This window comes from Paenarthrobacter histidinolovorans (assembly GCF_014647595.1).
GTDB lineage: Bacteria > Actinomycetota > Actinomycetes > Actinomycetales > Micrococcaceae > Arthrobacter > Arthrobacter histidinolovorans.
On the sequence record NZ_BMPM01000003.1, the window covers coordinates 315801 to 337013 of the forward strand.

Genomic DNA, 21213 nt, shown 5'->3' on the forward strand with positions numbered 1-21213 from the left:
CGCCAAGTCCGGTCTCACGAACCTCCTTCGACTCTCATCATCAGAGCAGACACTTCAAGATGCGATCGTTGGTCTCCGTCCGCATGCGATAGTGGCAATGGCTCATTTGAGTCCCGAAGAGGCTTCCCGCCTCAAGGATCAGGGAATTCAAGTCGTGGGGCAGTCCCCGGCTGTACAGATCGCCGCTGACCGAGCCATTGGCCGTCTTCAAGCCGAGCACCTCCAAGCAAAGGGATACTCGAGGATTGTCGCGGTCCTGCCGCGCTCCAAACGCGAGCAAATAAACGCTCCGCATCGCGAAGCCGGGGTACTCGAATATTCCCGCCTTCACAATCTGGATGTCCTGCCTACCCTGAAAATCGACTTAAACAGCGAAGAAGCCGTGAGGGCTGTGCGTACTTTGCCCGCAGGCAGAGTAGGACTGGCGTGCTACAACGATGAGGTGGCGTTGGCCATGCTGGGGGCTGCCCGGCATGTTGGATTGAGCGTCCCCGGCGCTGTGGGCGTTATCGGTGTAGACAACTCGGTTATTGCCCGCGCGTCTACGCCCACGATCACGTCTGTGAACATGAACCTGGACTTGAACGTACGTGAGCTGATCAGCCATATCGTTTCCGGGCAGGACCTGCAGGTCCCCGACGGGGAATTAGACGAGTATCTTCGAGGCCTTGAAGTCGTACCCGGAGACACCACGGGAAGATAGGGGACAGCGGTACAAGGGGCAGGTCCAAGTACGAGAACGCACCTGGATTTTTTGATCGAGACTGCGTTGGAACAAAGGCTCTCAGGAGCAGTCGGCGGGCTCGCGGACGCAGTACTTCTCAGTCCGTTGCCGCCTTACGTCTCCAGAATCTAAAAATGTAGGGATCTTGCTTGGAACCGACATCCGCTTCGCGAAGGGCAGGCACCGGTCGTGCAAAAGTTACACAGACTGATGCCCGCCTCCGCCCGGGTTTAAGCCGAATCAGTAACGGACGCGTGCTGGGCCTTAGCGACCAGCTCATCAACAGCAGAATCCGAGATTTGCCCCTGGCTGTAGTACGCCACCTGCTTCAGAGACATGCCCATCGCTGAGGCAAGCATGTCCTCGTCCACGCCGCCCATCATGGCGCGCAACAACTGCCCACCCACGGGGTGGTCAAGCCAGTCGCGAATGGTGCTTTCGGCGGTTACAGGAACAACAGGTATGGACTCTGAACTCCGAGTCGCAGCGATCTGAGCTGCAAATGCCTCGTAGTCGCCGGTTTCAACTGACACCGCGCTGAAGAGGTCCCGATCCGGTCCGGGGAAATGATCATTCCCTGTCAGCGTGACCTTGGTTTGCAGAGGGGTGTTAGCCGATGACGCACCAACGTAGAAGCGGATCATGCCCGGCTCGACCACCCAGCCGTCTTTGGAGTCCCAGAGAGCGAACATGCTCGCCGGAACGTCGACGGTGATCTTCGCGGCGGCACCCGGACCGAGGAAGATCCGGCGGAAGCCCGCCAGGATTCTGCCGCGCCGGGCGGTGCGTCCAATGACGTCGCGGCCATACACTTGTACGACTTCTTCTCCCGCAGTATCACCCACGTTCGTCACCGTGAACGTGAGTTGGATTGTTGAGTCCGTTGCTACCTCGTGGGATGACACCACGAGATCCCGGTAATTGAATTCCGTGTAGCTAAGCCCGTGCCCGAAGGGGAACACTGCCGCAGTGGTGCTATCGAAGTAGGAACTTTGCTGGAGGGTACGCCAGTAGGGAAGAGGCGCGGCGGCAGCTGACTGCAGCATCGCCATCGGCAAACGCCCGGCAGGATTAACATCGCCGAATATCACGGATGCGACAGCGCTGCCTGCTTCTTCGCCGCCGAAGAATGACGAAAGGATCGCCGGCACTGCTTCAGGCATCCATCCCAGGGCGTATGGGCGGCCGTGGCTGAGGACGACGACAGTAGGAGTGCCTGTAGCAACGACTGCTTCGACCAATTCCCGCTGGACTCCAGGAAGGGCGCACTCAGTGCTGTCAATGCCTTCGCCTACGGTCCCATAGGACCCAATCCCTGCCTGGTCGCCGACCACGAGCACGGCCACGTCTGCTGATTGCGCCGCAGCGACTGCAGCCTCAAACCCCGAACGATCTTCAGCTGCGACGGGGCAGCCACGTTCATAGAGGACATTGGTATCGGATCCAGCGCGGCGCCGGATGCCTTCGAGGAAGGTCACGACCGGCACCGATTCTACGAGGAGCTCGGCGCCGTCCGCACCGGCAGCAGCTGCCTCGGAGTTATTGAGACGGGCTTGGGGGTCGGCCGCCAAAGCGAACCGCTTAGTCATGCTGTCGAGCACCTGGTAGCTGTAGTTTCCAAGCTGTCCCAGGGGCCGGTGGGCGTTGGGCCCAATGACGGCGATGGTGCCACCGTTTTGGCGAAGGGGCAGCAGGGGTGTCCCATTTAGGGGCTTATTCTGCAGCAGGACAATCGATTTCTCAGCGAGCTTACGGGCTAGAGCCCGTTCCTGGTCGGTATCAAGCGTTTCGGGCACCTCGTCCAGGTTCGCATACGGCTGCTCAAAGAGCCCAAGACGGAATTTAGCACGCAGAACGCTGGCGACTGCCCGGTCCAGGTCTGCCTCCGCCAGCACGCCGTTCCTTACCGCTTCAGCAATGAGGTCAGAGTTCACAGCATTGTCCAGGTCAAGGTCTACGCCCGCCCGTAGAGCCTGCGCGAACGCTTCGGCGCTGTTAGCCGCTGTGCCATGTTTGGTGTAGAGCTGGGAGACCGCATTTAGATCGGACGTGACGAGTCCATCGAACCCATAGTCCGCGCGCAGCAGGTCGGTCAGATATGTTTTTGACCCTGTGACGGGAATGCCATCAAGGGTGTTGTAGGACGGCATGACTCCTTTTGCCCCGCCGGCCCGGATAGCCATTTCGAACGGGACACCGTGAACCTCCCGAAGTTCATTCTGGCCAATTTGTGCCGGGTCAGTGTTGCGCCCACCGTCGCTGGCGCCGTATCCGATGAAGTGTTTCAGAGTCGCGATTACGGGTGCGTGATCGGTCGTGTCTTGAAGACCGCGGACGAAGGCCGTTGCCATGGATCCTACGAGATAGGGTTCTTCCCCGTAGGTTTCTTCGACGCGTCCCCACCGAGGGTCCCGGGCCACATCTGCCAAAGGGGAGAGGGCTTGTCGGACACCCATTCGGGTCATCTGAGTCCCTATGGCCCGGGACATCTCTTCGATGAGCTCGGGCTCCCAGGTGGCGGCTTGGGCAATCGCATCCGGGTAGGTTGTTGCGTCCTGTACTTTCAGCCCAACGAGTGCTTCCTCGGCGAGCAGTACGGGAATGCCCAATCGAGTGTCTTCCACGTGCTTTCGCTGCAGCTCGTTTCCCTTTTTTGCCGCTTCACGGGGCGGAAGGCCCAGTGTTGAAAGGGCAGCGGTTGCGCTTCCCCACCCCGTGGACGGGGGATTGTGCACGTCGACGGCTGCGCCGAAAGGAGACGCAGTCTGGGCCGCCTTTTCTTCGAGGGTCATTCTGCCGAGAAGGTCCTGGATCCGTTCCTCGACGGGTAGGGCGGGATTTCGGTAGGGATGATCTTCGGAAGTCATTAAGTTCTCTTTCACGGGGTATTGGTGATTGCTGGGGTTAGAATGCGTTCGCTTTTGCCACAGATCCCAGGAAAGTTAAGCTCGGTTTGGGAGTGCGTTCAAAGGTTTCGCGGTTGACGGCCACAAGTCCAAAGGTCGGAGCCCAGCGGCCCCATTCGAAGTTGTCGAGCAGGCTCCAGTGAATGTAACCGCGAATGTCAGCCCCTTCCTCGATCACGTCATGCATGTGGCCTAGAGCCTCGCTGGTGTAGGCAATGCGTCGTTCGTCGTCAGCAGTGGCTATGCCGTTCTCCGTGACCATGATGGGGGTGTTGGGGAGCATCTCGCGGGTGTGGCGTAGCGCGATGCCCAAGGCGTCCGGGCGGTAGGCCCACCCCATAATGGTGTTATCCGGATGCTCCGGATGCCGGACGATTCCGTCTGCATCGATGGGCTGGCTTGTGTACGACTGAACGCCGACAAAGTCGTCTCCCCGGGCGGCTTCCAGGTACATGTCCTCGAAGATGTACTGGATTTCGGCGTGTTTGTCCTGAGCTCCCGGGCTGGCTGTAAATGCCTGGTTCGCCACGGTCCAGCCAACCTTGGCCTTGGTGTTGCTCCGGACTATTTTCGCAGCGACGCGGTGCGCTGCAATGAGAGCCTGGCCAACTTCAGGGTTCGGAAGGTAGCTCCGATTTGGGTCATATGCTTCGCCGGCCGCGAGACTGAGCTGTATACCGTGGTTGATGGCAACGATGTTTGGCTCGTTGATGGTGCAAACCCATTCGACGTCGTCCAGGATCGTGCAGACCTGTTCGACGTAGCGGGCGAAGTGATCCACCGCATCCTCCGCGAGCCATCGCTTCGTGTCAAACCACAGGGGGTGTGTGAAATGGTGGAGCGTCACAACGGGCTTGAGGCCTAGGCTGATGCAGGTGTCAATCATTCGACGGTAGTGAGCCAACTCCGCTCGTGAGAACTTCCCTGGGCTTGGTTCGACCCGTGCCCACTCGATGCTGAAGCGGTAGGTGTTGAAACCTGCATCCGCCAGAAGCTGCATGTCCTCCGCGTACCTGTGATAGCTGTCGAGTGCATCGCCGCTGAATTCCACGCCGTAGTCCGCGGCATCGTGCTCGAATTTCCACGCGTCGCTGTTGATGTTGTTTCCTTCTACCTGGTGGGCTGCCGTGGCGGCGCCCCAAAGGAAGTCGTCAGGGAATTTTCGAGTCATTTGGGTGGCTCCTTGCCGGTTGTAATAACTGTGAAGTGCTTGCCGGTCCTGTCCGGGAGAGAAAGGGCGTTACCGTACGCCTCGGATCCTCCAGGTCGTGACAGCGGTTCCGACCGCCAGAAGAGCGCCGGAGATAAAGAGTGCCGGGTAGTTGCCTCCACCGCCAAAAGCGATGATGACCGGCGCGATGATGGGTGCCAAGGCGCCGGGAATTCCGGAGGAGAGGTAGTAGATGCTCATGTATTTGCCGGCCTTTTCAGGTTCCGGGAGCAGGTCCGTGGCCATAGCGAGGTCTACCGACGTGAAGGCTCCGGTGCCTGCTGACAGCAGAACGCCGCCGACGATGAAGAGCGTAATGTCCGGCGCAACTGAAACCGTGACGAGGCCAGCGGCGATGAGTGCCACAGCCAGATAGATGAATGGCTTGCGGCGCTTCAGGCGGTCGGAGAGAAAACCACCAATCACGGCAAAGCCCATCATGGCGAGCAAGCTGATGCCCCCCGCGGCGGCAAGGCTTTGCCCGGCCTGCTCGGGTGTGAAGCCGAGCCTGTCAAGCAGGAAATAAAAGGAAAACGTGCTGAAAAAGCTGAAGCCGAACTGCAGGAGGAACTTTCCGAGGAAGACCAGAGCGAAGTCGGCGTGCTTGCGGGGGTTGAACCAGAAGCTCTTGAAGACATCGGCGACCGCGAGTCGGGGAGTTCCAGCGGGGGCGGGAGTGTCCTTGACGACAAAGACGAAGAGCAGCACTCCAATGGCGAACACGACCGGCGGGAGCATGAACAGCAGCAGGATATTGCCGGTCAGGAAGCTTCCAATGAGGCTGGCCCCAACACCGGCGAAGGATGCTGCCACGCCGCCGAGCGCTCCCACCTTTCCGCGCTGGGCGGAAGGCACACGCTCGGCCAGCACGGGGTTGAATCCGGCACTGATTACGGCCACTGCGAGCTGGCAAATCGACCACCCGGCGATCATCAGCGGGATGGTAGGAACAACTGCGACCACCAGTGCGCCCGCCGTAGCCAGAAGAAGTCCTCCGAGAATCCAAGGGCGCCTCCTGCCCCAGGCCAGTCGCGTGCCATCGCTTAGGACGCCGGCGATGGGTCCGAGGACCAGGCCGATTATGCCACCCAGACCAATGACCAGCCCCAGGCTCGCGTCCTTGCCGGCAGGATCGATGAGTTGGACTTTGTAAGCGAGGCTGAATAGTGCTGGCATCAACATCACCAGGTTCAGCCCAAAGTAGGCGAACATGTACGTCGCAATGAAGCCGGCTCCAACGCGCGGAATATTTTCCGGGTCCTGCTCCGGGCGGAGTGCGTGGTGTGGTGAACCGGGGGCTGTATCTCTGTGCAAGGCGTGCTCGGCAACTGCCTCAGACGCGTCAGGCAATATCTGTGCAGGGGAGAGGTCGGGTAAAGAAGGTTGTTGGGTTGTCATCGTGACTCCATTGGCATCCGGTAACAGATGAATCTAAAAGTGTGATCTGGCGAACAGGGTGAGCGTACTCGGCGTTTTGACGCGTGTCAATAGCAGTTCGCGTGCTCATTGACGCGCGTCAATTCATATGGTTTTCTGGGTCTAAAGACACAACCAGCGGCGACGATGAAGCGCGCACCGGAAGGACAATGATGACCGTGGTATCCCGTGCCACCGAGACGAGTAATTTGGATGTCTGGGAGTTTTCCGTCCTGGGTTCTGACCTATGGTCCCCCATTCGGCTTCCCCATGACGCGATGATCCGCGAACCTCGCCAAACAGATGCTGCCGGCGGCGCAGACGTCGCCTATTTCCCAGGGGGGCAGTACGCCTATAGGACGACTTGGCTGGCGGGAAAAGACCCCGTTCCTTTCGCGGCCCTCCGGTTCGAGGGCGTACAGGGTGAGGCTGCCGTTTTCGTGAATGGAGCATCGGTGGGCTCGCTGCGCAGCGGCTACACCGAGTTTGAACTGCCGATTCAGGACCACGTCATTTGGGGCGAAAGCAATGACATAGTCGTCGAAGTGGATAATTCTGCTCAGCCCGCGAGCCGGTGGTACCCGGGCTCCGGCCTGTACCGCGCCGTTTCCGTCACTCTGCGCCCTGAGGTCCACTTCGGGCGTGACGGTTTGCGGTTGCGCACCCGTGCCATTGCCCCCGACGCTGCCATTGTGGAAGTTACGTACGAGATCGCTCATGGCAAGAACCATGACGTTCGTGTCGTGATCGATCTCCTGAAGGGAGACGAAGTGGTCGGCTCAGGCACCGGCACCGGCAGTGCCGGATCCGTGGTTATGCGAGTTGAAAAGCCACGCGCCTGGACTGCTGACACCCCTTACCTTTACGAACTCGATGCCCGACTCGAGTCTCAAGGCACGGTCGTGGACGAACGGCGCGAGATGGTAGGACTGCGAACGATCTCAGTCGATGCCCGCCACGGTCTGCGGATCAACGGCAGCACCGTCTTGTTGCGTGGCGCCTGCATTCATCACGACAACGGAGTGCTCGGCGCAGCCACCCATCGGGCAGCAGAGTATCGGCGTGTCAGGTTGCTGAAAGAGGCAGGCTTCAACGCGATCCGCAGCGCCCATAATCCTATGTCCCGGCACCTCTTGGATGCCTGCGACGAAATGGGTATGTACGTCCTTGATGAGCTCGCTGACTATTGGGTCGTTTCAAAGTCAAAACACGATTCCGCGTGGCGTTTCCGCACCACATGGCAGGAGGACGCAGACCGCCTGGTTGAGAAAGACCGCAACCGTCCGTCGGTGATCATGTACGCCGCAGGTAACGAGATCCCAGAGACTGCAACGCCCGAGGGCGTTGCCTTGACACGGGAAATCACGGAATACCTCCACAGCATCGATTCGGACCGACCCGTTACCTTGGCGACCAACCTGTTTCTCAACACGCTGGTGTCCATGGACAAGTCCCCGTACAAGGAGACACCTCCCACAGACGGTGAAACTTCCATGGCCGGTTCTACCGAGGCCAACGTGATGATCAACCAAATTGGCCGCATGATGAATCTCGTCTCACGGCTGCCCCGTGCGGACAAGGCCTCCCGAGACGCCTTCGCGGTAGTTGACGTGGCTGGCTACAATTATGGCCTGGGCCGCTACAAGCGGGACGTCCGTGCATACCCCGACCGCGTCATCCTAGGATCCGAGACCCTTCCTGGCGACGTGGCAAATGCTTGGCACCTGGTGCAGGAACACTCCGCCATCATTGGTGACTTCGTGTGGGCCGGATGGGAATACCTCGGCGAGGCAGGCGTTGCCGTCTGGGTGCCGGGGAAACGTGCCGGATTGTCCAAGCCGTTCCCACATGTGATCGCCGGTCCAGGAATGTTCGACCTCACCGGAAAGCCGGACATCACCCTTCGGCTTGCCCAAGCCGCCTGGGGTCGACTTGAAACCCCTGCCATTGGCGTCCGCCCCCTGGACCGCAGCGGTGTCCCCATGGTCAGATCGGCGTGGCGCAACACCGACGCCGTGGAGAGTTGGTCCTGGAGGGGATGCGAAGGACGCAAGGCGGAGATCGAGGTGTACTCGACAGCCGATCAGGTCACCTTGTTGCTGAACGGCCAGAGCATTGGGCGTCGTCGTGCAGGGCGCCGCCGCGGCTACCTGGCCAAATTTACTGTGCCCTACCAACCCGGCATTCTGACTGCCGTCGGTTACCGCAACGGCGTCGAAGTTTCCCGGTCAGTGCTCAGAAGCGCCCAAGGAGACCTCGGGCTGCGTATGGCCAGCGAGGAGCACTCAATTGCTGCAGACGGCAATGATCTCATTTTCGCTGAAATCTCGATCGCGGATCAGAACGGTCTTGTCGAGATGCTCGCCGATGAGAAAGTGGCTCTGAGGGTCGCTGGGCCCGGCGAACTTATTGGTTTCGGAACTGCGGCACCTGCACCCGATGAGGAATTCATCGCAGAGGCCCGCACTACGTACCGGGGTCGGGCCTTGGCCGTCATACGCTCAACGGGAAAGCCTGGCCGCATAACTATCACCGCCACCTCCCAAAATGTGGGCTCAGCAAGCCTCGTGATCGAAGCTGTGGCACCGGCAGATGCGGCAGTTGAGTCCATTGTCCGCGGCGCTGACGCGCTGACCCGATAACGCAAACTTCGACTTTTGAAAGTACAAGCAATGAACAATCACACGACGATTTCGACAGAGGTCACGACCGACGGTATGCAGCAAGGCATTGCCGCCATTCCTGCTGAACGGAAAGCTTCTCTGCTATCAGGGCAAAACTTTTGGGAAACCGAACCAATCGAAGAGCTTAATCTTCCTGCCGTGACCTTAGCGGATGGCACCTACGGCTTGCGACACCAGTCAGGAAGCCATGACCATCTGGCTATGTACGACAGTGATCCCGCCACATGCTTCCCGCCAGGTGTGGCGATAGGCTCTAGTTGGGATCCAAAGGTCGCCGCCCGGTTGGGCTCAGCAATCGGGAAGGAAGCGCTTGCCCAAGGTGTCCACATCGTTCTTGGCCCCGGAATCAATATCAAGCGCTCACCATTGTGTGGTCGCAACTTCGAATACTATTCCGAGGATCCCTTCCTTACGGGTGCTCTGGGGGTTGCGTTCACCCGTGGGCTGCAGAATGAAGGCCCCGGCGTGTCGATCAAACACTTCGCTGCCAACAACCAGGAAACCAATCGGCAGACAATCAGTGCAGACGTAGACGAGCGCACGCTCCGCGAAATCTATCTGCCCGCCTTTGAACGCGTCGTCACTGAAGCCCAGCCCGCTACTGTCATGGCGTCCTACAACAAGATAAACGGCGTTTTCGCCGCTGCAAACCCTTGGCTCCTCACAGGCCTGCTGCGAGACGAATGGGGCTTCGAGGGCGTTGTCGTTTCGGATTGGAACGCAGTCACCGATCGCGTAGAAAGCCTGAGGGCAGGTCTGGACTTGGAGATGCCGGGAGGCAGCGCAGGCCATGACGAGGATGTTCGTGCGGCCCTTCGCTCAGGCGAGTTGCAAGGATCTGATCTCGACGCCACTGTGGCTCGTCTCGCTGGACTGGTCAAGTACATCCCCGCGGCACCGACGGCGGCCAATTATGAGATCCACCACCAGATTGCCCGCGAACTCGCCGCTGACTGCGCGGTGCTGCTTAAGAACGACTCACAGACCCTGCCTTTAAGACACGGCACGCGGTTGGCCGTTCTCGGTGAATTTGCTGAAAAGCTCCGATACCAAGGGGGAGGCAGCGCCCACGTCAACGCCACCCAGGTTGACCAGCCGATCGATGCCATTACGGTGCTGGCCGCGGATCGTGGAGTATCGGTGACTTATGCGCAAGGATTTGCAATCGATGGTGCTGAAGACCTTGAGATGCTTGATGAAGCACGGGACGCCGCCCGTGAATGCGACGTGGCCGTCATCTTTGCAGGGCTGGATGAGCGGGCGGAATCCGAGGGAATCGACCGCGAAAACTTGGACCTACCCGCGAACCAGGTGGAGCTTATACGGGCCGTGGCAGCCACCGCCCCACGGACTGTCGTGGTCCTGTCCAATGGTGGGGTTGTGTCGCTGGAGGGCTGGCATGATGACGTCGACGCCATTCTTGAAGCATTCCTTTTGGGCCAGGGCGGTGGTCATGCCATCGCCGACATCCTCTTCGGCGTCACAAACCCCTCAGGTCACCTTGCAGAAAGCATCCCTCTGCGCCTCAATGACCACCCCAGCAGCCTGAACTTCCCTGGCGAACGGGGCCACGTGCGCTACGGCGAAGGCGTCATGGTCGGCTACCGCTACTTCACGACCTTCGATGCCCCAGTCAGGTACCCGTTCGGTCATGGCCTCACCTACACCACGTTCACCAGTTCGGCCCCCCACGTGGCGGTCTCAGCAAACGAAGGGATCACGGTCAGCCTCGAGGTGACCAATACCGGCGACCTCGCCGGGAAACACTTGGTGCAGGTTTACGTTGCCACCGAATCCGGACCTGTCCGCCGCCCGGCCCGTGAGCTCCGGGGATTCTCCAAGGTCTACCTCGAACCAGGGGAGACGAGCACTGTCAGCATAGATCTTCCCCGGCGGGCATTCGCGTATTGGGACATCCAGTACGGTCGTTGGGTCGTTTCCCCCGGTGACTACCGCATCCAAATCTGCCAAGATGCCGCGACGGTTCTGCACGAAGAACAGATCTCCCTCGTCGGCGAGAGGGTCTTCGCCGAACTGACAATGGACACCCCCTTGGGAGAGTGGTTTGAACACCCGCAGGTCGGTGCGGAGGTGTTCGATGCCCTCGGCCTTACGGGTGTTGATGTCTCTCCTGAACACCTCGCAATGATGTCCTCCATGACCATGACCCAGTTCATCCACATCTCAGGCCTGCCGGTCGAAGCAGAAATTTTAAACCGCCTCATGCGCGACAGCCGCCCCGCCTGACGGCCGACAAAGACCGAGATGCCTGGGAACTACCCAGACATCTCTGAAAGACCGACCAGCTTCGTTCAAAGGAATGACGAAATGCAGATTCAAGGTAGGACGTTCGTAGTCACTGGTGGCGGCAACGGCATCGGCCGTCAGGTAGTGCTGGGCCTCCTCCGTAGGGGCGCAACCGTCGCAGCAGCGGACCTGAGTGCTGATGCACTCAACGGCACAGCCACCGCGGCATCGGGAGATAGTACTGCGCTCACGACTCATGTATTGGACGTTACCGACCGCCAGGCTGTCCTGGCGCTATTGGAGGACGTCACTACGCATCACGGCGTCGTCGATGGCATCGTCAACGTGGCAGGAATTATCCAACGTTTTGTCAGAATGGCCGATGTGTCCTTTGAAGAGCTTGAGCGCGTCATGAACGTGAACTTCTGGGGCACGGTAAACATGTGCCAAACGTTTTTGCCCGCTCTGAGCACGCGCCCCGCAGCGGCTATCGTCAATATCTCGAGTCTGTCAGCATTGCTACCGTTCGCGGGACAGACTTTCTATGGAGCGTCGAAGGCCGCCGTCAAACAGTTCAGTGAAGGCCTATACCAAGAACTAAACGGCACGAACGTGGCTGTCACGACCGTGTTCCCGGGAAACATCAGTACCGACATCAGCGGTAACTCCGGGGTGAAAGCAATCGACCCCAAGGGCCGAAAAGCACCATCGACCACTCCGGAAGCAACAGCGGCCAAGATCATCCAAGGACTTGAAAAGGGCAGCTTCCGCGTCTTGGTCGGCGCAGACGCCAAGATACTCGATGCCGCAACACGAATGTCCCCACGAACTACGACGGAGTTCATTGGCCGTCAGATGAAGTCTGTGTTGTGATGGCTCCATCCGGTCCCTGGCAGCCTGTAGAGGACTGGACTTCACTCACGGGCTTCGAAATCGAAATCTGGGACCGGGACCGGCTCATGGACAGAGGCGTCGTGGATACCGTGACTGTTGACGGTGCAGTCCTCTGGTTGGCCCAAGATGGTGTCGCTCATCGGAGGGCAGTTGAGAAGGACTTGGGTAGGCATATCAAGAGAATTGCGCCGGCCACGTAAATCCAACTCACGTGGGCCAAATTCGAACCAAATCAGCTCGACCGCGATCTCCCCCGGGGCAGCAGCAAAACTCACACCAGACTGGCCCTTGGACGCCCTCGCGCGGTATTGACCCTGCGATGACGCTCTTGGTGCCGTGCTCGGCCAAGCCATGGGTTTCCGGTTTCGTCCGTGGATTACTGCATGTTCGTGTGGCGGCGCCTCATTTTCTCATATGTTGCAGCGTCATTGGTGGCTAACTCGAGCACCAGGGCGTCCAAGGCAATCAACGATGCTTGCTCGAAAAGGCTGCCTCCGAACTGTTCGGATGTTGAAGACGCCAGTGTGAGGGTGGCGTCTGCCAGCTTTGCGAGAGGGCTGCCGGGGCCGGCGGTCAGCAGGACGATCATGGCGCCTTCTGTCCGGGCAATTTCGGCGAAGGCAGCACTGAGGGGTGTCTTGCCGGAGTTCGAAATGATGAAGAGGCCGTCGTCATTGCGCACGGCCGGTGCGGTGGCTTCGCCGAGTACGTGCGTTTCGAACCCGAGATGCATGAAGCGCATGGCGGCCATCTCTGCGACGAGCCCCGAGCGGCCTTGGCCCGTGAAGAACCAACGGCGACTTTGGTCGTGGAAGAGCTGAGTGAAGTTCCCAAAGGCGAGAGGGTCAATATTCTCCAGTACCTGGCTTACTTCTATGCCAATCCTCTGCCAAGCGGCCGACGGTTCGTGTGCTGTGAAGGTCATGGTTTTGCCTTATTGATGGGTCGGTGACTGGAAGTGGAGGGGCGTGCGGCGCGAACCAGTGCCCGTCCTGCGACGGCATAGGTAACACCTGCCTCCTGGAGCAGCTTGAAGTTTTCCTCGTTGACGCCGCCGTCCACTCCGAACGGCACCTTCGTGCCGGCCGCGTTCTTGATGGGGTCAAGGCGCCGCAGGTCCGCGGCGTGGCCGGCCTGTCCGGGAGGGGTGAGCATGGCCAACAACCCGTCGGGGCCACAGGCCAATGCTCTGCTGAGTACCGACGTCGAGGGACTGTCCAGTGCGATCCAAACTGACCGGGCCTTCGGGCGGGCGTGTGCCATCGCTTCTTCGATGGCATCCACCGCAGGATACTGGATCGTGATGCGTCCGATGTCCTGAGGCAGGTGACTGATTGTCTCAACCATGTTGTCGACCATCAGATGTGCATCAAGCCGCGGACCGGCGAGTTCGGCGAGGCGGATGATCTCTTCGATCGTGACGCCTTCCTGGCCCAAATAGCGCCCTTCGATCATGTCTGCGTGTACCCAGTGTCGCGCGTCCAGAAGTCGTCCAGTCAGGCTGTCCCGCTGGTCAGCCGGTACCGCTATGACACTTCCGGCCAGCATGATTCCGGCATTGCGGGCGCTAGCCTCAAGCGCTGTGTTCAAAGCAGCCGGTCCGATCCGCGCCACTCGGCAGCAATTTTGTATCTTTCGAAAGCCTGGTTGCTGCTTTCGGAGTCTCTGGACGAGGCTGCCAGGGTCGGCTCGGGAGCCCAGGCATCGCGGACGTGGTGAACGTCGAGGCCTTGAAGGCATGCAGAAGCCTGAATGGCGGCGCCCACGGCGACCGATTCCAAGCTGGCCGATGTGTGCACGTCCGAATCGAAGGCATCTGCCGTTAGTTGTCGGTAGGCCTCAGACCGGGCCGCGCCGCCAGTGAGGATGATTTTCCCGCCTGAGGGTGCTCCGACACGGTCCAGATGCTCTGCTCCTCGCCTGAGGCCGAAGATGACCCCTTCGATGGCAGCCCGGGCCATTTGATCGCGGGTGATGTCGGTGCGGATGCCCGCCAGAGTTCCTGTGGCGTGGGGTAGATTCGGCTTGCGTTCGCCGTCGAGGAAGGCGGCTAGGACGGGCACGTCCATCGGTGAAGCGGACAAGGCCATTTTGGACAGTTCCTGGTGATCCACCCCCAGGATCCGGGCGAAAGCATCCGTCACTCTGGCGGCGTTGAGAGTGGATACCAAAGGAAGGTATCCACCTGTGGCATCTGCAACGCCGTCGACGATGCCTTGGTCGTCGTGCACTGGCGTTTCGCTCACTGTAAACAGCACCCCGGACGTTCCCAAGGACAGGACGCGGTCGCCGCGACGCGCGCCCAATCCCAGAGCGCTTGCATGCTGGTCCCCGGCGCCGGGACCGACGATCATGGTGGGGCTGACGCCCAGAGCTTCCGCCGCCTCGGCGGTTACAGTTCCAACGGTTTCAGCCGGGTTCATGACCCGGGGGAGCAACTGGTCCCAGGATGTGTACTCATCAATCAGAGCCAGTATGTCGTGATCGTAGCGGCCGTGCTCTGCGCTGTAATAGCCGGTCCCGCTGGCTTCGGAACGGTCTGTCGCGAACTGCCCTGTGAGTTTGTAGGTCAGCCAGTCGTGAGGCAGCAGGATCTGGGCCAGTCTCTTGAAGTTCTCGGGTTCCGCTGTCCTGAACCAAAGCAGCTTGGAAACGGTGAAAGCAGCCGTCGGAACAGAGCCGACGCGGCGTGCCCATTCGCTGGAGGGCAGTGCCTCTCGGAGTTCCTCCATTTCCGGTGCGGTCGTGGTGTCATTCCACAGTTTCGCGGGCCTGATAACCGCGCCGGAGTCATCCAAGGCGACGAGGCCGTGGCATTGTGCAGCGACCGAAATCGCCTTGACGTCGGTGCCGGCGGCGTTGGCCGCGATAAGGGCCGCGTGCCAGGCTTTCAGCAAGGCTTCCCACCAGGAAGACGGGTGCTGTTCGCTGAGCGGGGGAGAGGTCCGAGGGTGGGGCGCGGACCCGGTGCCCAGGACCTGTCCGGTGTCGGAATCGCAAAGGACTACTTTTGTGGACTGGGTCGAGGAGTCGACGCCGGCTATGAGGGGCATGAGTGTCCTTTCGTTGGCCGCCGTCCTCCTGAGCCCTCCGGCAAAGCCAAGATCGCATCGCGTCGAGCCGATCGGGATGGCATCGCGGGTTCAGACCTCTGACCGAGGTCTGAATCAAGGGAGAAAGACTTCAGCATCCGCGTTACCGTCAAGTATTCGAGCACTGCACTCAAATGACAACTCCAGCCCTCATTTGAGCGGTATGCTCAGATGAGAGGCATCCAGAGGGGTGCAGATGACGGTTCTAAGGAGTGCGCCTGTGCCCGTAAATTCCGGGGAAGGAATTCTCGCTGCCACGGTTGCGCAGCGCTTCTACGTTGACGGTGAATCGAAGGTCAAGATCGCCTCAGATCTGGGAATCTCGCGCTTCCGGGTGGCCCGCCTTCTCGAGGTCGCCGTCGCCGAGGGCATTGTCCGGTTCACCATCTCGGCACCATTGGCGCTGAATATTGAGCTTTCAGAGATGGTCCGGAAGCGTTTCGGCTACCGCCAGGTTGTTGTCGTGGATGCCCCGGAGGATGAGCGACACCCCGCCCGGCTTCGGCGGCGTGTCGGGGCTGCCGCCGCGAAGCTGATCAGCGACCTGATTACCGACAAGGATGTGTTGGGCATCGGCTGGGGTCGAACAATGAGTGCCATGGCCGTTGAATTGACCCACATTGCTCCCTGTCCGGTTGTCCAACTAGGAGGTATGGCAGGTTCGGTCAACGAGAACTCACTGGAGCTGGTTCGTCGCGTCAGTGAAGTCGGCGGCGGCCGTGCATTCCCTATGTTCGTTCCCCTCGTCGTTCCCGATGCGGCAACTGCGGCGGGTCTTCGCCACCAACCCGGGGTCGAGTCCGCATATCGGCTCTTCGAAAAGATCACGGTGGCAGCGGTCGCCGTGGGCAGCTGGGACCCGCCGGAGTCGCAGATGCGCGATGCGCTGAGCGCCGAGGTCCGTGATGCCCTCACCAAGCGGGGTGTCGCTGCCGAGATCCTGGCGACACTCATTAGGAAAGACGGAGGCATTGTGACCGACCTTGACGAACGAACTAATGCCCTCGACTACGAGGGCATGAAGAGGATCCCGGAGCTGATTCTCGTCGCCGCCGGGGCGAACAAGGCCAATGCCATTCGTGCAGCACTGCACGCCGGACTAGGGACAACTTTGGTTACGGACAGGTCCCTCGCCCGGGCACTAATGCGCTTGCCGTAGATCCAATCATGAGGCAGGAGAGACGTCGTCCTCCGCCGGAAGATTAGGGGCTCAATTGAGCCTAGCGCTCATTTGAGAGTATCGCTTGTCAAATGAGCCCTCGGCTTCGAATACTGGAACTGTGGCCCGTGCCACAGGAATAGAAGGGTTCGAAGATGACCGACTCACAGACGGAGCAGGTGCTCGACGCCGCACGAACGTTTATCGCGGCCGAAAGCCAAGCCGTGCTTGAGGTCGCCGAGCAACTTGACGAATCATTTGTCAAAGTGGCTTCGCTTCTACTGGACGGCGTCGGCAAAGTGATCGTCACCGGGGCAGGCACCAGCGGCTTCATCGCCCGGCGGGCGGCCCACCTGCTGTCGGTCTCCGGAACCCCGTCTTTCTATATGAATCCCACCGACGGTTTGCATGGCTCAATGGGCGCAGTCCGAAAGAACGATGTCCTGATTGCTCTCTCCAAGGGCGGCAGCAGCAGCGAAGTCAACGAATTGGTCGAACGCGTACAAGGCGAGGGCGTGACAGTGGTCGCGCTGACGTGCTCCCGGGAATCCCGTCTCTATCAGCTAGCCGACATTCCGATCATCCTGCGGCATTATCAGCCAGCAGACCCTGGTGGATTGATAGCCATGGGCAGCACCTTGGCCCACAGCGCCTGGCTGGATGCAATGGCGTTGATGCTGATGAGAGCAAGGCAGTACAGCTGGTCGCGGGTGCAATACACCCATCCCGGAGGGGCTGTCGGCGACCGCACTGTTCTGCCGGTCGCGCTCGATCCGTTGCACATTCCGCCCTCGCCGGAACACTCATGAACGGCACTTACGAGCGGTCACACAGGATCGAAGCGAACTCAGCCCCCTACCCTTGCCGGCGTTACTCAATCGCATCCACAGAATTCTCAGTCTCATTTGAGCAAACGTTCTACCCCTACAGAGAGGTTTCCCATGAATAAGCGACGCATACCTGAAGAAGCGGGTATCTTCGCCGTTCTCATCGCTATTGTGGCGGTGCTCAGCGTCCTGTCGCCGACTTTCCGCACCCTCGACAACGGGCTTGTGCTCCTTGTCAACGGAACTGTCATCGCGTTTCTTGCCCTCGGGCAGGCCTTTGTGCTGCTCACAGGCGGAATCGACCTCTCCACGGGGGCCAACGTAGCAATGACCGGCGTGGTGGCGGCACTGTTCATGCAGGCTGGGCTGCCCTGGCCTGTAGGAGCCGCCCTTGCGGTGCTGGTCGGCACCGCCTTGGGAGTCACGAACGGTCTCCTCATCCATTACCTGAGGATCCCTCCGTTCATCGCCACCTTCTCAACTCAAGGCGTCGCCCTGGCCATCCCGCTCATCATCACCGGAGCCAATTCCGTAGCGGTACGTGAGGCTGGCTTCTCGTGGATAGGGCAAGGCCGCATCGCCGGCGTGCCCGTTCCCGTGTTGCTTCTCGCCGTGGCCGCTATCGCGGCAGCGTTGTTCCTGAAGATGACCCGACCCGGCGTCCACGTGTATGCCTTCGGTGGCAACAAGGCCGCCGCCCGCCTAGCAGGTGTCAGCCTTTCCCGCACGACGATCCTGGTCTATGCCGTTAGCGGCTTCTGCGCAGGAATGGGTGGGCTCATAGCAACCTCGCGCCTCATGGTCGGGTTCCCCTCCACAGGAACGGGCAACGAGCTCTTTTACTCCATCGCAGCCGCGGTCGTCGGCGGGATCTCATTGTTCGGTGGCACTGGCAGCGTCCTCGGCGCCATGATCGGCGCTGTCCTCATCGCCGTTGTCTCCAATGGCATGAACGTCCTGAACGTTCAGAGCTACTGGCAGTCACTGGTCATCGGTCTGATCATCCTTGCCGGCGTCTCGTTCGACACGTTGCGGCGGTACCGGAGCGGAAAGCCAATCCTCCGACGCCCTGCTTCCGGGACCGGGTCCGGGGCGACCCCCTCTCCTGCAACAGCCCCCACCACCCAAGCCCAAACCCCCATCACCCAGCAACACCCATAGCGTTTCCCTGAAAGGAAAATCAATGAAGATCCGAAAAGCCTTTGGCCCGACCATTGCCGTAAGCCTGCTGGCCGTAAGCCTCGCAGCCTGCTCAAATCCGGCCCTCGAGGCACCTTCAGCCGACAGTAGCTCCGGAAAGCTCCCCGCTTCCTGCTCCACTGACAAGCCGACCATCGGCGTTGCGCTTCCGAACACGATCAACCCTTACTACGTCGCGATGCAGGACAGCTTCAAGAAACATGGTGAAGAACTGGGCTACGACGTCAAAGTCGCCATCGCGAATGACAGCGACTCGACCCAGCTCTCCCAGGTCGACTCATTCATTCAGCAGGGCGTCTGTGCAGTAGCCCTGAACGCTGTGAACTCCGGCCCGGGCGCGGCAAGCGTCAAGGCATTGAACGCCGCGGGCATCCCGGTTTTCACAGTAAACGTGATCATTTCACCCGATGACCTCAAGACCCAGAACGCCTCCTTCGTGCAGTATGTGGGCGCCGACCAAGTTGCCGGCGGCACCCAGATGGGCGAACAGGTTCTCAAGGACCTGGGTGCTGATGCGAAGATTGTTGCCGGAATCATCGGTAACCCTGATCAAATCCCGACAAACCAGCGTGACCAGGGATTCAAGGATGCCCTGGCCAAGAACTCCAACGCCTCTACGGTCCAGACCGTGAACGGCAAGATTGACCCCAGCGTCAGCCTCCAGGTCACCGGCGACCTCCTGCAGGGCAATCCCGACATCAATGTTCTGTTCGCAGATGCCGGTCCTCATGCTGTAGGCGCCCTCCAGGCAGTCGCCCAACAGGGTAAAGCCGACAAGGTCAAGGTCTACGCCTTCTGCGCCGCGGATCAAAAACTCACCAGCACCTACGCTGCCTGCGCGGCCCAGGAGCCAGCTAAGTACGCACAGATTGTCCTGGACAACATGAAAAAGCACTTGGCTGGTGAGAGCGTTGAAAAGGAAGTTCTTGAGCCGTTGAAGGTTTTCGTGGATGGCCAGACCCCCGGTCAAGGCGAAGTCGGCTAACCAAACAAACGTTCTTGAAGGGAGACCATCGTGGCCTCAGGGCTTATCGTGACCAGCATTTCCAAATCTTACGGGCAGACTCGGGCGCTCACTGACGTCAGTCTCAACGTCCAACCAGGCCAGGTGGTCGCCCTCATCGGACATAACGGTGCAGGTAAATCTACGCTGCTGCGTTCCCTTTCCGGCGCCGAAGTCCCCGACAACGGGACCATCGTCGTCGACGGGACTTCAGATCAGTTCCATTCACCTGCAGACGCGACAGCCGCCGGAATCGCCTGTGTCTATCAGGAGCTCAGCCTTGTTGATGAGCTGACCGTAGCCGAAAATCTCTTTCTTGGAACCGAACGGGTGACCGGCCCTTTCCTGAACCGAAAGGAAATGAACCGCAGGGCAGATGAACTGTGCCGCGAATACGGGATCCCGGCCCGGGCGACCGATCCGGTAGGCAAACTGCCCGTCGCGCAACGCCAGCTCCTCGAGGTGGTCCGAGGAATTAATCGTGATGCCAAATACCTTCTGCTCGACGAACCCACAACAGCGTTGGAGCAGGAACAGGTCGAGAACCTGTTGGCCATCATCAGAAGGCTGACGTCAGAGAATGGGCTCGGTGTCCTGCTGGTGGATCACAAACTCGACGAGGTTTTTGCCATCGCCGACCACATTGTGGGCCTGGCGAACGGAGCCATCGTTCTGGACAGCCCTGTTGACACCGTTGACAGGCTGGCAGTAATTGATGCAATCGTTGGAGACCATGGCAGCCTCGATGACGGCCTCATGTCCCACGCCGAGCTGTCCATCGCTGACTTGGAAATCCTCGACGATGCTGCCCGGGCAGACCGCTTCGGTGAGGTGGTTCTGCGAGCCGAGAACGTCATCGGCAATGGTTTGGCAGGGGTTTCGTTGGATGTTCGCGCAGGTGAGGTCCTCGGCATCTATGGGCTCATCGGGGCTGGACGCTCCCGGTTCCTTCGGACGGTCTTCGGCGCGGAGCCGGTAGCGCCCGGGCAACTCGCTTTGAACGGGAATCCGTACCGCCCCAAGGAGCCTGCTGAAGCCATCGCGAAGGGGGTGGCTTTTCTTTCCGAAGAGCGAAAGTCTGATGGTTTCATCCCTCAGATGTCGTCCGTGGACAATGCCGTCTTGCCGGTCCTGAACCGCTTCCAGTCCTCCGGCGTGCTGCATTGGAAGGCTTTGCGCGACGCTGCACGACAGTCGCTGGCTCAAGTAACGATCCGGGGGGACGTGACTAACCCCATCACCTCGTTGTCCGGTGGCAACCAGCAGAAGGCACTTTTCGCTCGCGCAACTCTGCAGAACCCCCAGCTGCTGCTTTTGGACGAACCGACCAAAGGTGTGGACATCGGCGCTAAGAGTGAAATTCACAAGATCGTGAGGGACCTGGCCCGTGAGCAAAACGTTGCGGTCATAGTTGTCTCCTCCGAAGAAGAGGAGCTAACCATGCTAGCGGACTCGATTGTGGTCTTCCGGCACGGCGCTTGCGACGGCATGGTGTACCCCCGCAACGGGGTCACACCGGCACAGCTACGCGAACTTGCCTGGGCCGAAGCAAAGGAGGGCGTGTAGAAGGTAGGGTCCCGTCGCCAAGCCTTTGAAGCTAGAACTGCCAAGAGGCGCCGTCGGATTTATCGACGGCGTCTTTCTTGTTTAGGGAGCCACCGTTGCGTGGGCGTGAAGGTGCCAACACCTGGCGGGTCGTGCTGGGCCTCACCTGAAGAGTCGAGAAATGGTGGACGCACCGGCTCACCTCGCGCTGGCTGACGTAAGCCGCCGGAACCTCAACGGGACACGCAGTCCGTGTCACCAAGTTCATCTTTCAACATTTCATTGACGCGCGTCAATGGTCATGTT

Annotated in this window: 15 protein-coding genes; 9 read left to right on the forward strand and 6 right to left on the reverse strand. The window is 60.0% G+C overall.

Features of this window, described 5'->3' with window-relative positions:
* The first annotated feature begins 97 nt into the window (after window positions 1-97).
* Window positions 98-703: a substrate-binding domain-containing protein gene (locus tag IEY62_RS21675; protein WP_229785212.1), complete on the forward strand. Its 606-nt coding sequence runs from the start codon at window positions 98-100 to the stop codon at window positions 701-703.
* Window positions 704-954: 251 nt separating this feature from the next.
* Here the strand turns inward: IEY62_RS21675 and IEY62_RS09495 are convergent, their stop codons facing one another.
* The 3 genes from IEY62_RS09495 to IEY62_RS09505 form a co-directional block, all read right to left on the reverse strand.
* Window positions 955-3591 carry a glycoside hydrolase family 3 N-terminal domain-containing protein gene (locus IEY62_RS09495; RefSeq protein WP_189016583.1) on the reverse strand — a complete coding sequence of 879 codons (2637 nt, stop codon included), beginning with the start codon at window positions 3589-3591 and terminating at the stop codon, window positions 955-957.
* A gap of 37 nt (window positions 3592-3628) precedes the next feature.
* The gene (locus tag IEY62_RS09500; protein ID WP_189016586.1) at window positions 3629-4801 is read right to left on the reverse strand and encodes a glycoside hydrolase family 1 protein; all 1173 of its coding nucleotides are present in this window, start codon (window positions 4799-4801) and stop codon (window positions 3629-3631) included.
* A gap of 69 nt (window positions 4802-4870) precedes the next feature.
* A complete protein-coding gene (locus IEY62_RS09505; protein WP_189016588.1) occupies window positions 4871-6238 on the reverse strand; it encodes an MFS transporter in 1368 nt (455 codons plus the stop codon).
* Window positions 6239-6534: 296 nt separating this feature from the next.
* On the opposite strand from IEY62_RS09505, the gene IEY62_RS09510 reads away from it, so the two are divergent.
* From IEY62_RS09510 to IEY62_RS09520, 3 genes are all read left to right on the forward strand, one after another.
* Window positions 6535-8898: a glycoside hydrolase family 2 TIM barrel-domain containing protein gene (locus tag IEY62_RS09510; protein WP_229785164.1), complete on the forward strand. Its 2364-nt coding sequence runs from the start codon at window positions 6535-6537 to the stop codon at window positions 8896-8898.
* A gap of 75 nt (window positions 8899-8973) precedes the next feature.
* Window positions 8974-11187, forward strand: coding sequence for a glycoside hydrolase family 3 C-terminal domain-containing protein (locus tag IEY62_RS09515; RefSeq protein WP_189017260.1), 2214 nt, complete (start codon window positions 8974-8976; stop codon window positions 11185-11187).
* 18 nt (window positions 11188-11205) lie between these two features.
* Window positions 11206-12060: an SDR family NAD(P)-dependent oxidoreductase gene (locus IEY62_RS09520; RefSeq protein WP_229785165.1), complete on the forward strand. Its 855-nt coding sequence runs from the start codon at window positions 11206-11208 to the stop codon at window positions 12058-12060.
* A gap of 397 nt (window positions 12061-12457) precedes the next feature.
* Here the strand turns inward: IEY62_RS09520 and IEY62_RS09525 are convergent, their stop codons facing one another.
* The 3 genes from IEY62_RS09525 to xylB are packed head-to-tail and all read right to left on the reverse strand — an operon-like array spanning window position 12458 to window position 15134.
* Window positions 12458-13006 carry an SIS domain-containing protein gene (locus IEY62_RS09525; RefSeq protein WP_189016590.1) on the reverse strand — a complete coding sequence of 183 codons (549 nt, stop codon included), beginning with the start codon at window positions 13004-13006 and terminating at the stop codon, window positions 12458-12460.
* Window positions 13003-13695 (reverse strand): beta/alpha barrel domain-containing protein, encoded by a 693-nt coding sequence (locus IEY62_RS09530; protein ID WP_189016592.1) that lies wholly within the window; start codon window positions 13693-13695, stop codon window positions 13003-13005. Before IEY62_RS09530 ends, IEY62_RS09525 begins: the two co-directional genes overlap by 4 nt.
* Complete coding sequence (gene xylB / locus IEY62_RS09535) at window positions 13668-15134, reverse strand: xylulokinase (RefSeq protein WP_189016595.1); 1467 nt, start codon at window positions 15132-15134, stop codon at window positions 13668-13670. The genes IEY62_RS09530 and xylB overlap by 28 nt, the downstream gene beginning before the upstream one ends.
* A 259-nt stretch (window positions 15135-15393) precedes the next feature.
* Here xylB and IEY62_RS09540 point away from each other — a divergent pair, with 259 nt between their 5' ends.
* From IEY62_RS09540 to IEY62_RS09560, 5 genes are all read left to right on the forward strand, one after another.
* Window positions 15394-16332, forward strand: a complete 939-nt coding sequence (locus IEY62_RS09540) for a sugar-binding transcriptional regulator (protein WP_189016597.1) — start codon at window positions 15394-15396, stop codon at window positions 16330-16332.
* Window positions 16333-16487: 155 nt separating this feature from the next.
* Window positions 16488-17141: a KpsF/GutQ family sugar-phosphate isomerase gene (locus IEY62_RS09545; RefSeq protein ID WP_189016599.1), complete on the forward strand. Its 654-nt coding sequence runs from the start codon at window positions 16488-16490 to the stop codon at window positions 17139-17141.
* Window positions 17142-17273: 132 nt separating this feature from the next.
* Window positions 17274-18320 (forward strand): ABC transporter permease, encoded by a 1047-nt coding sequence (locus tag IEY62_RS09550; protein WP_189016602.1) that lies wholly within the window; start codon window positions 17274-17276, stop codon window positions 18318-18320.
* Between the two features lie 22 nt (window positions 18321-18342).
* Window positions 18343-19344 (forward strand): substrate-binding domain-containing protein, encoded by a 1002-nt coding sequence (locus IEY62_RS09555; protein ID WP_189016605.1) that lies wholly within the window; start codon window positions 18343-18345, stop codon window positions 19342-19344.
* A 48-nt stretch (window positions 19345-19392) separates the two neighbouring features.
* A complete protein-coding gene (locus IEY62_RS09560; protein WP_189016610.1) occupies window positions 19393-20928 on the forward strand; it encodes a sugar ABC transporter ATP-binding protein in 1536 nt (511 codons plus the stop codon).
* The last annotated feature ends 285 nt before the right edge of the window (window positions 20929-21213 follow it).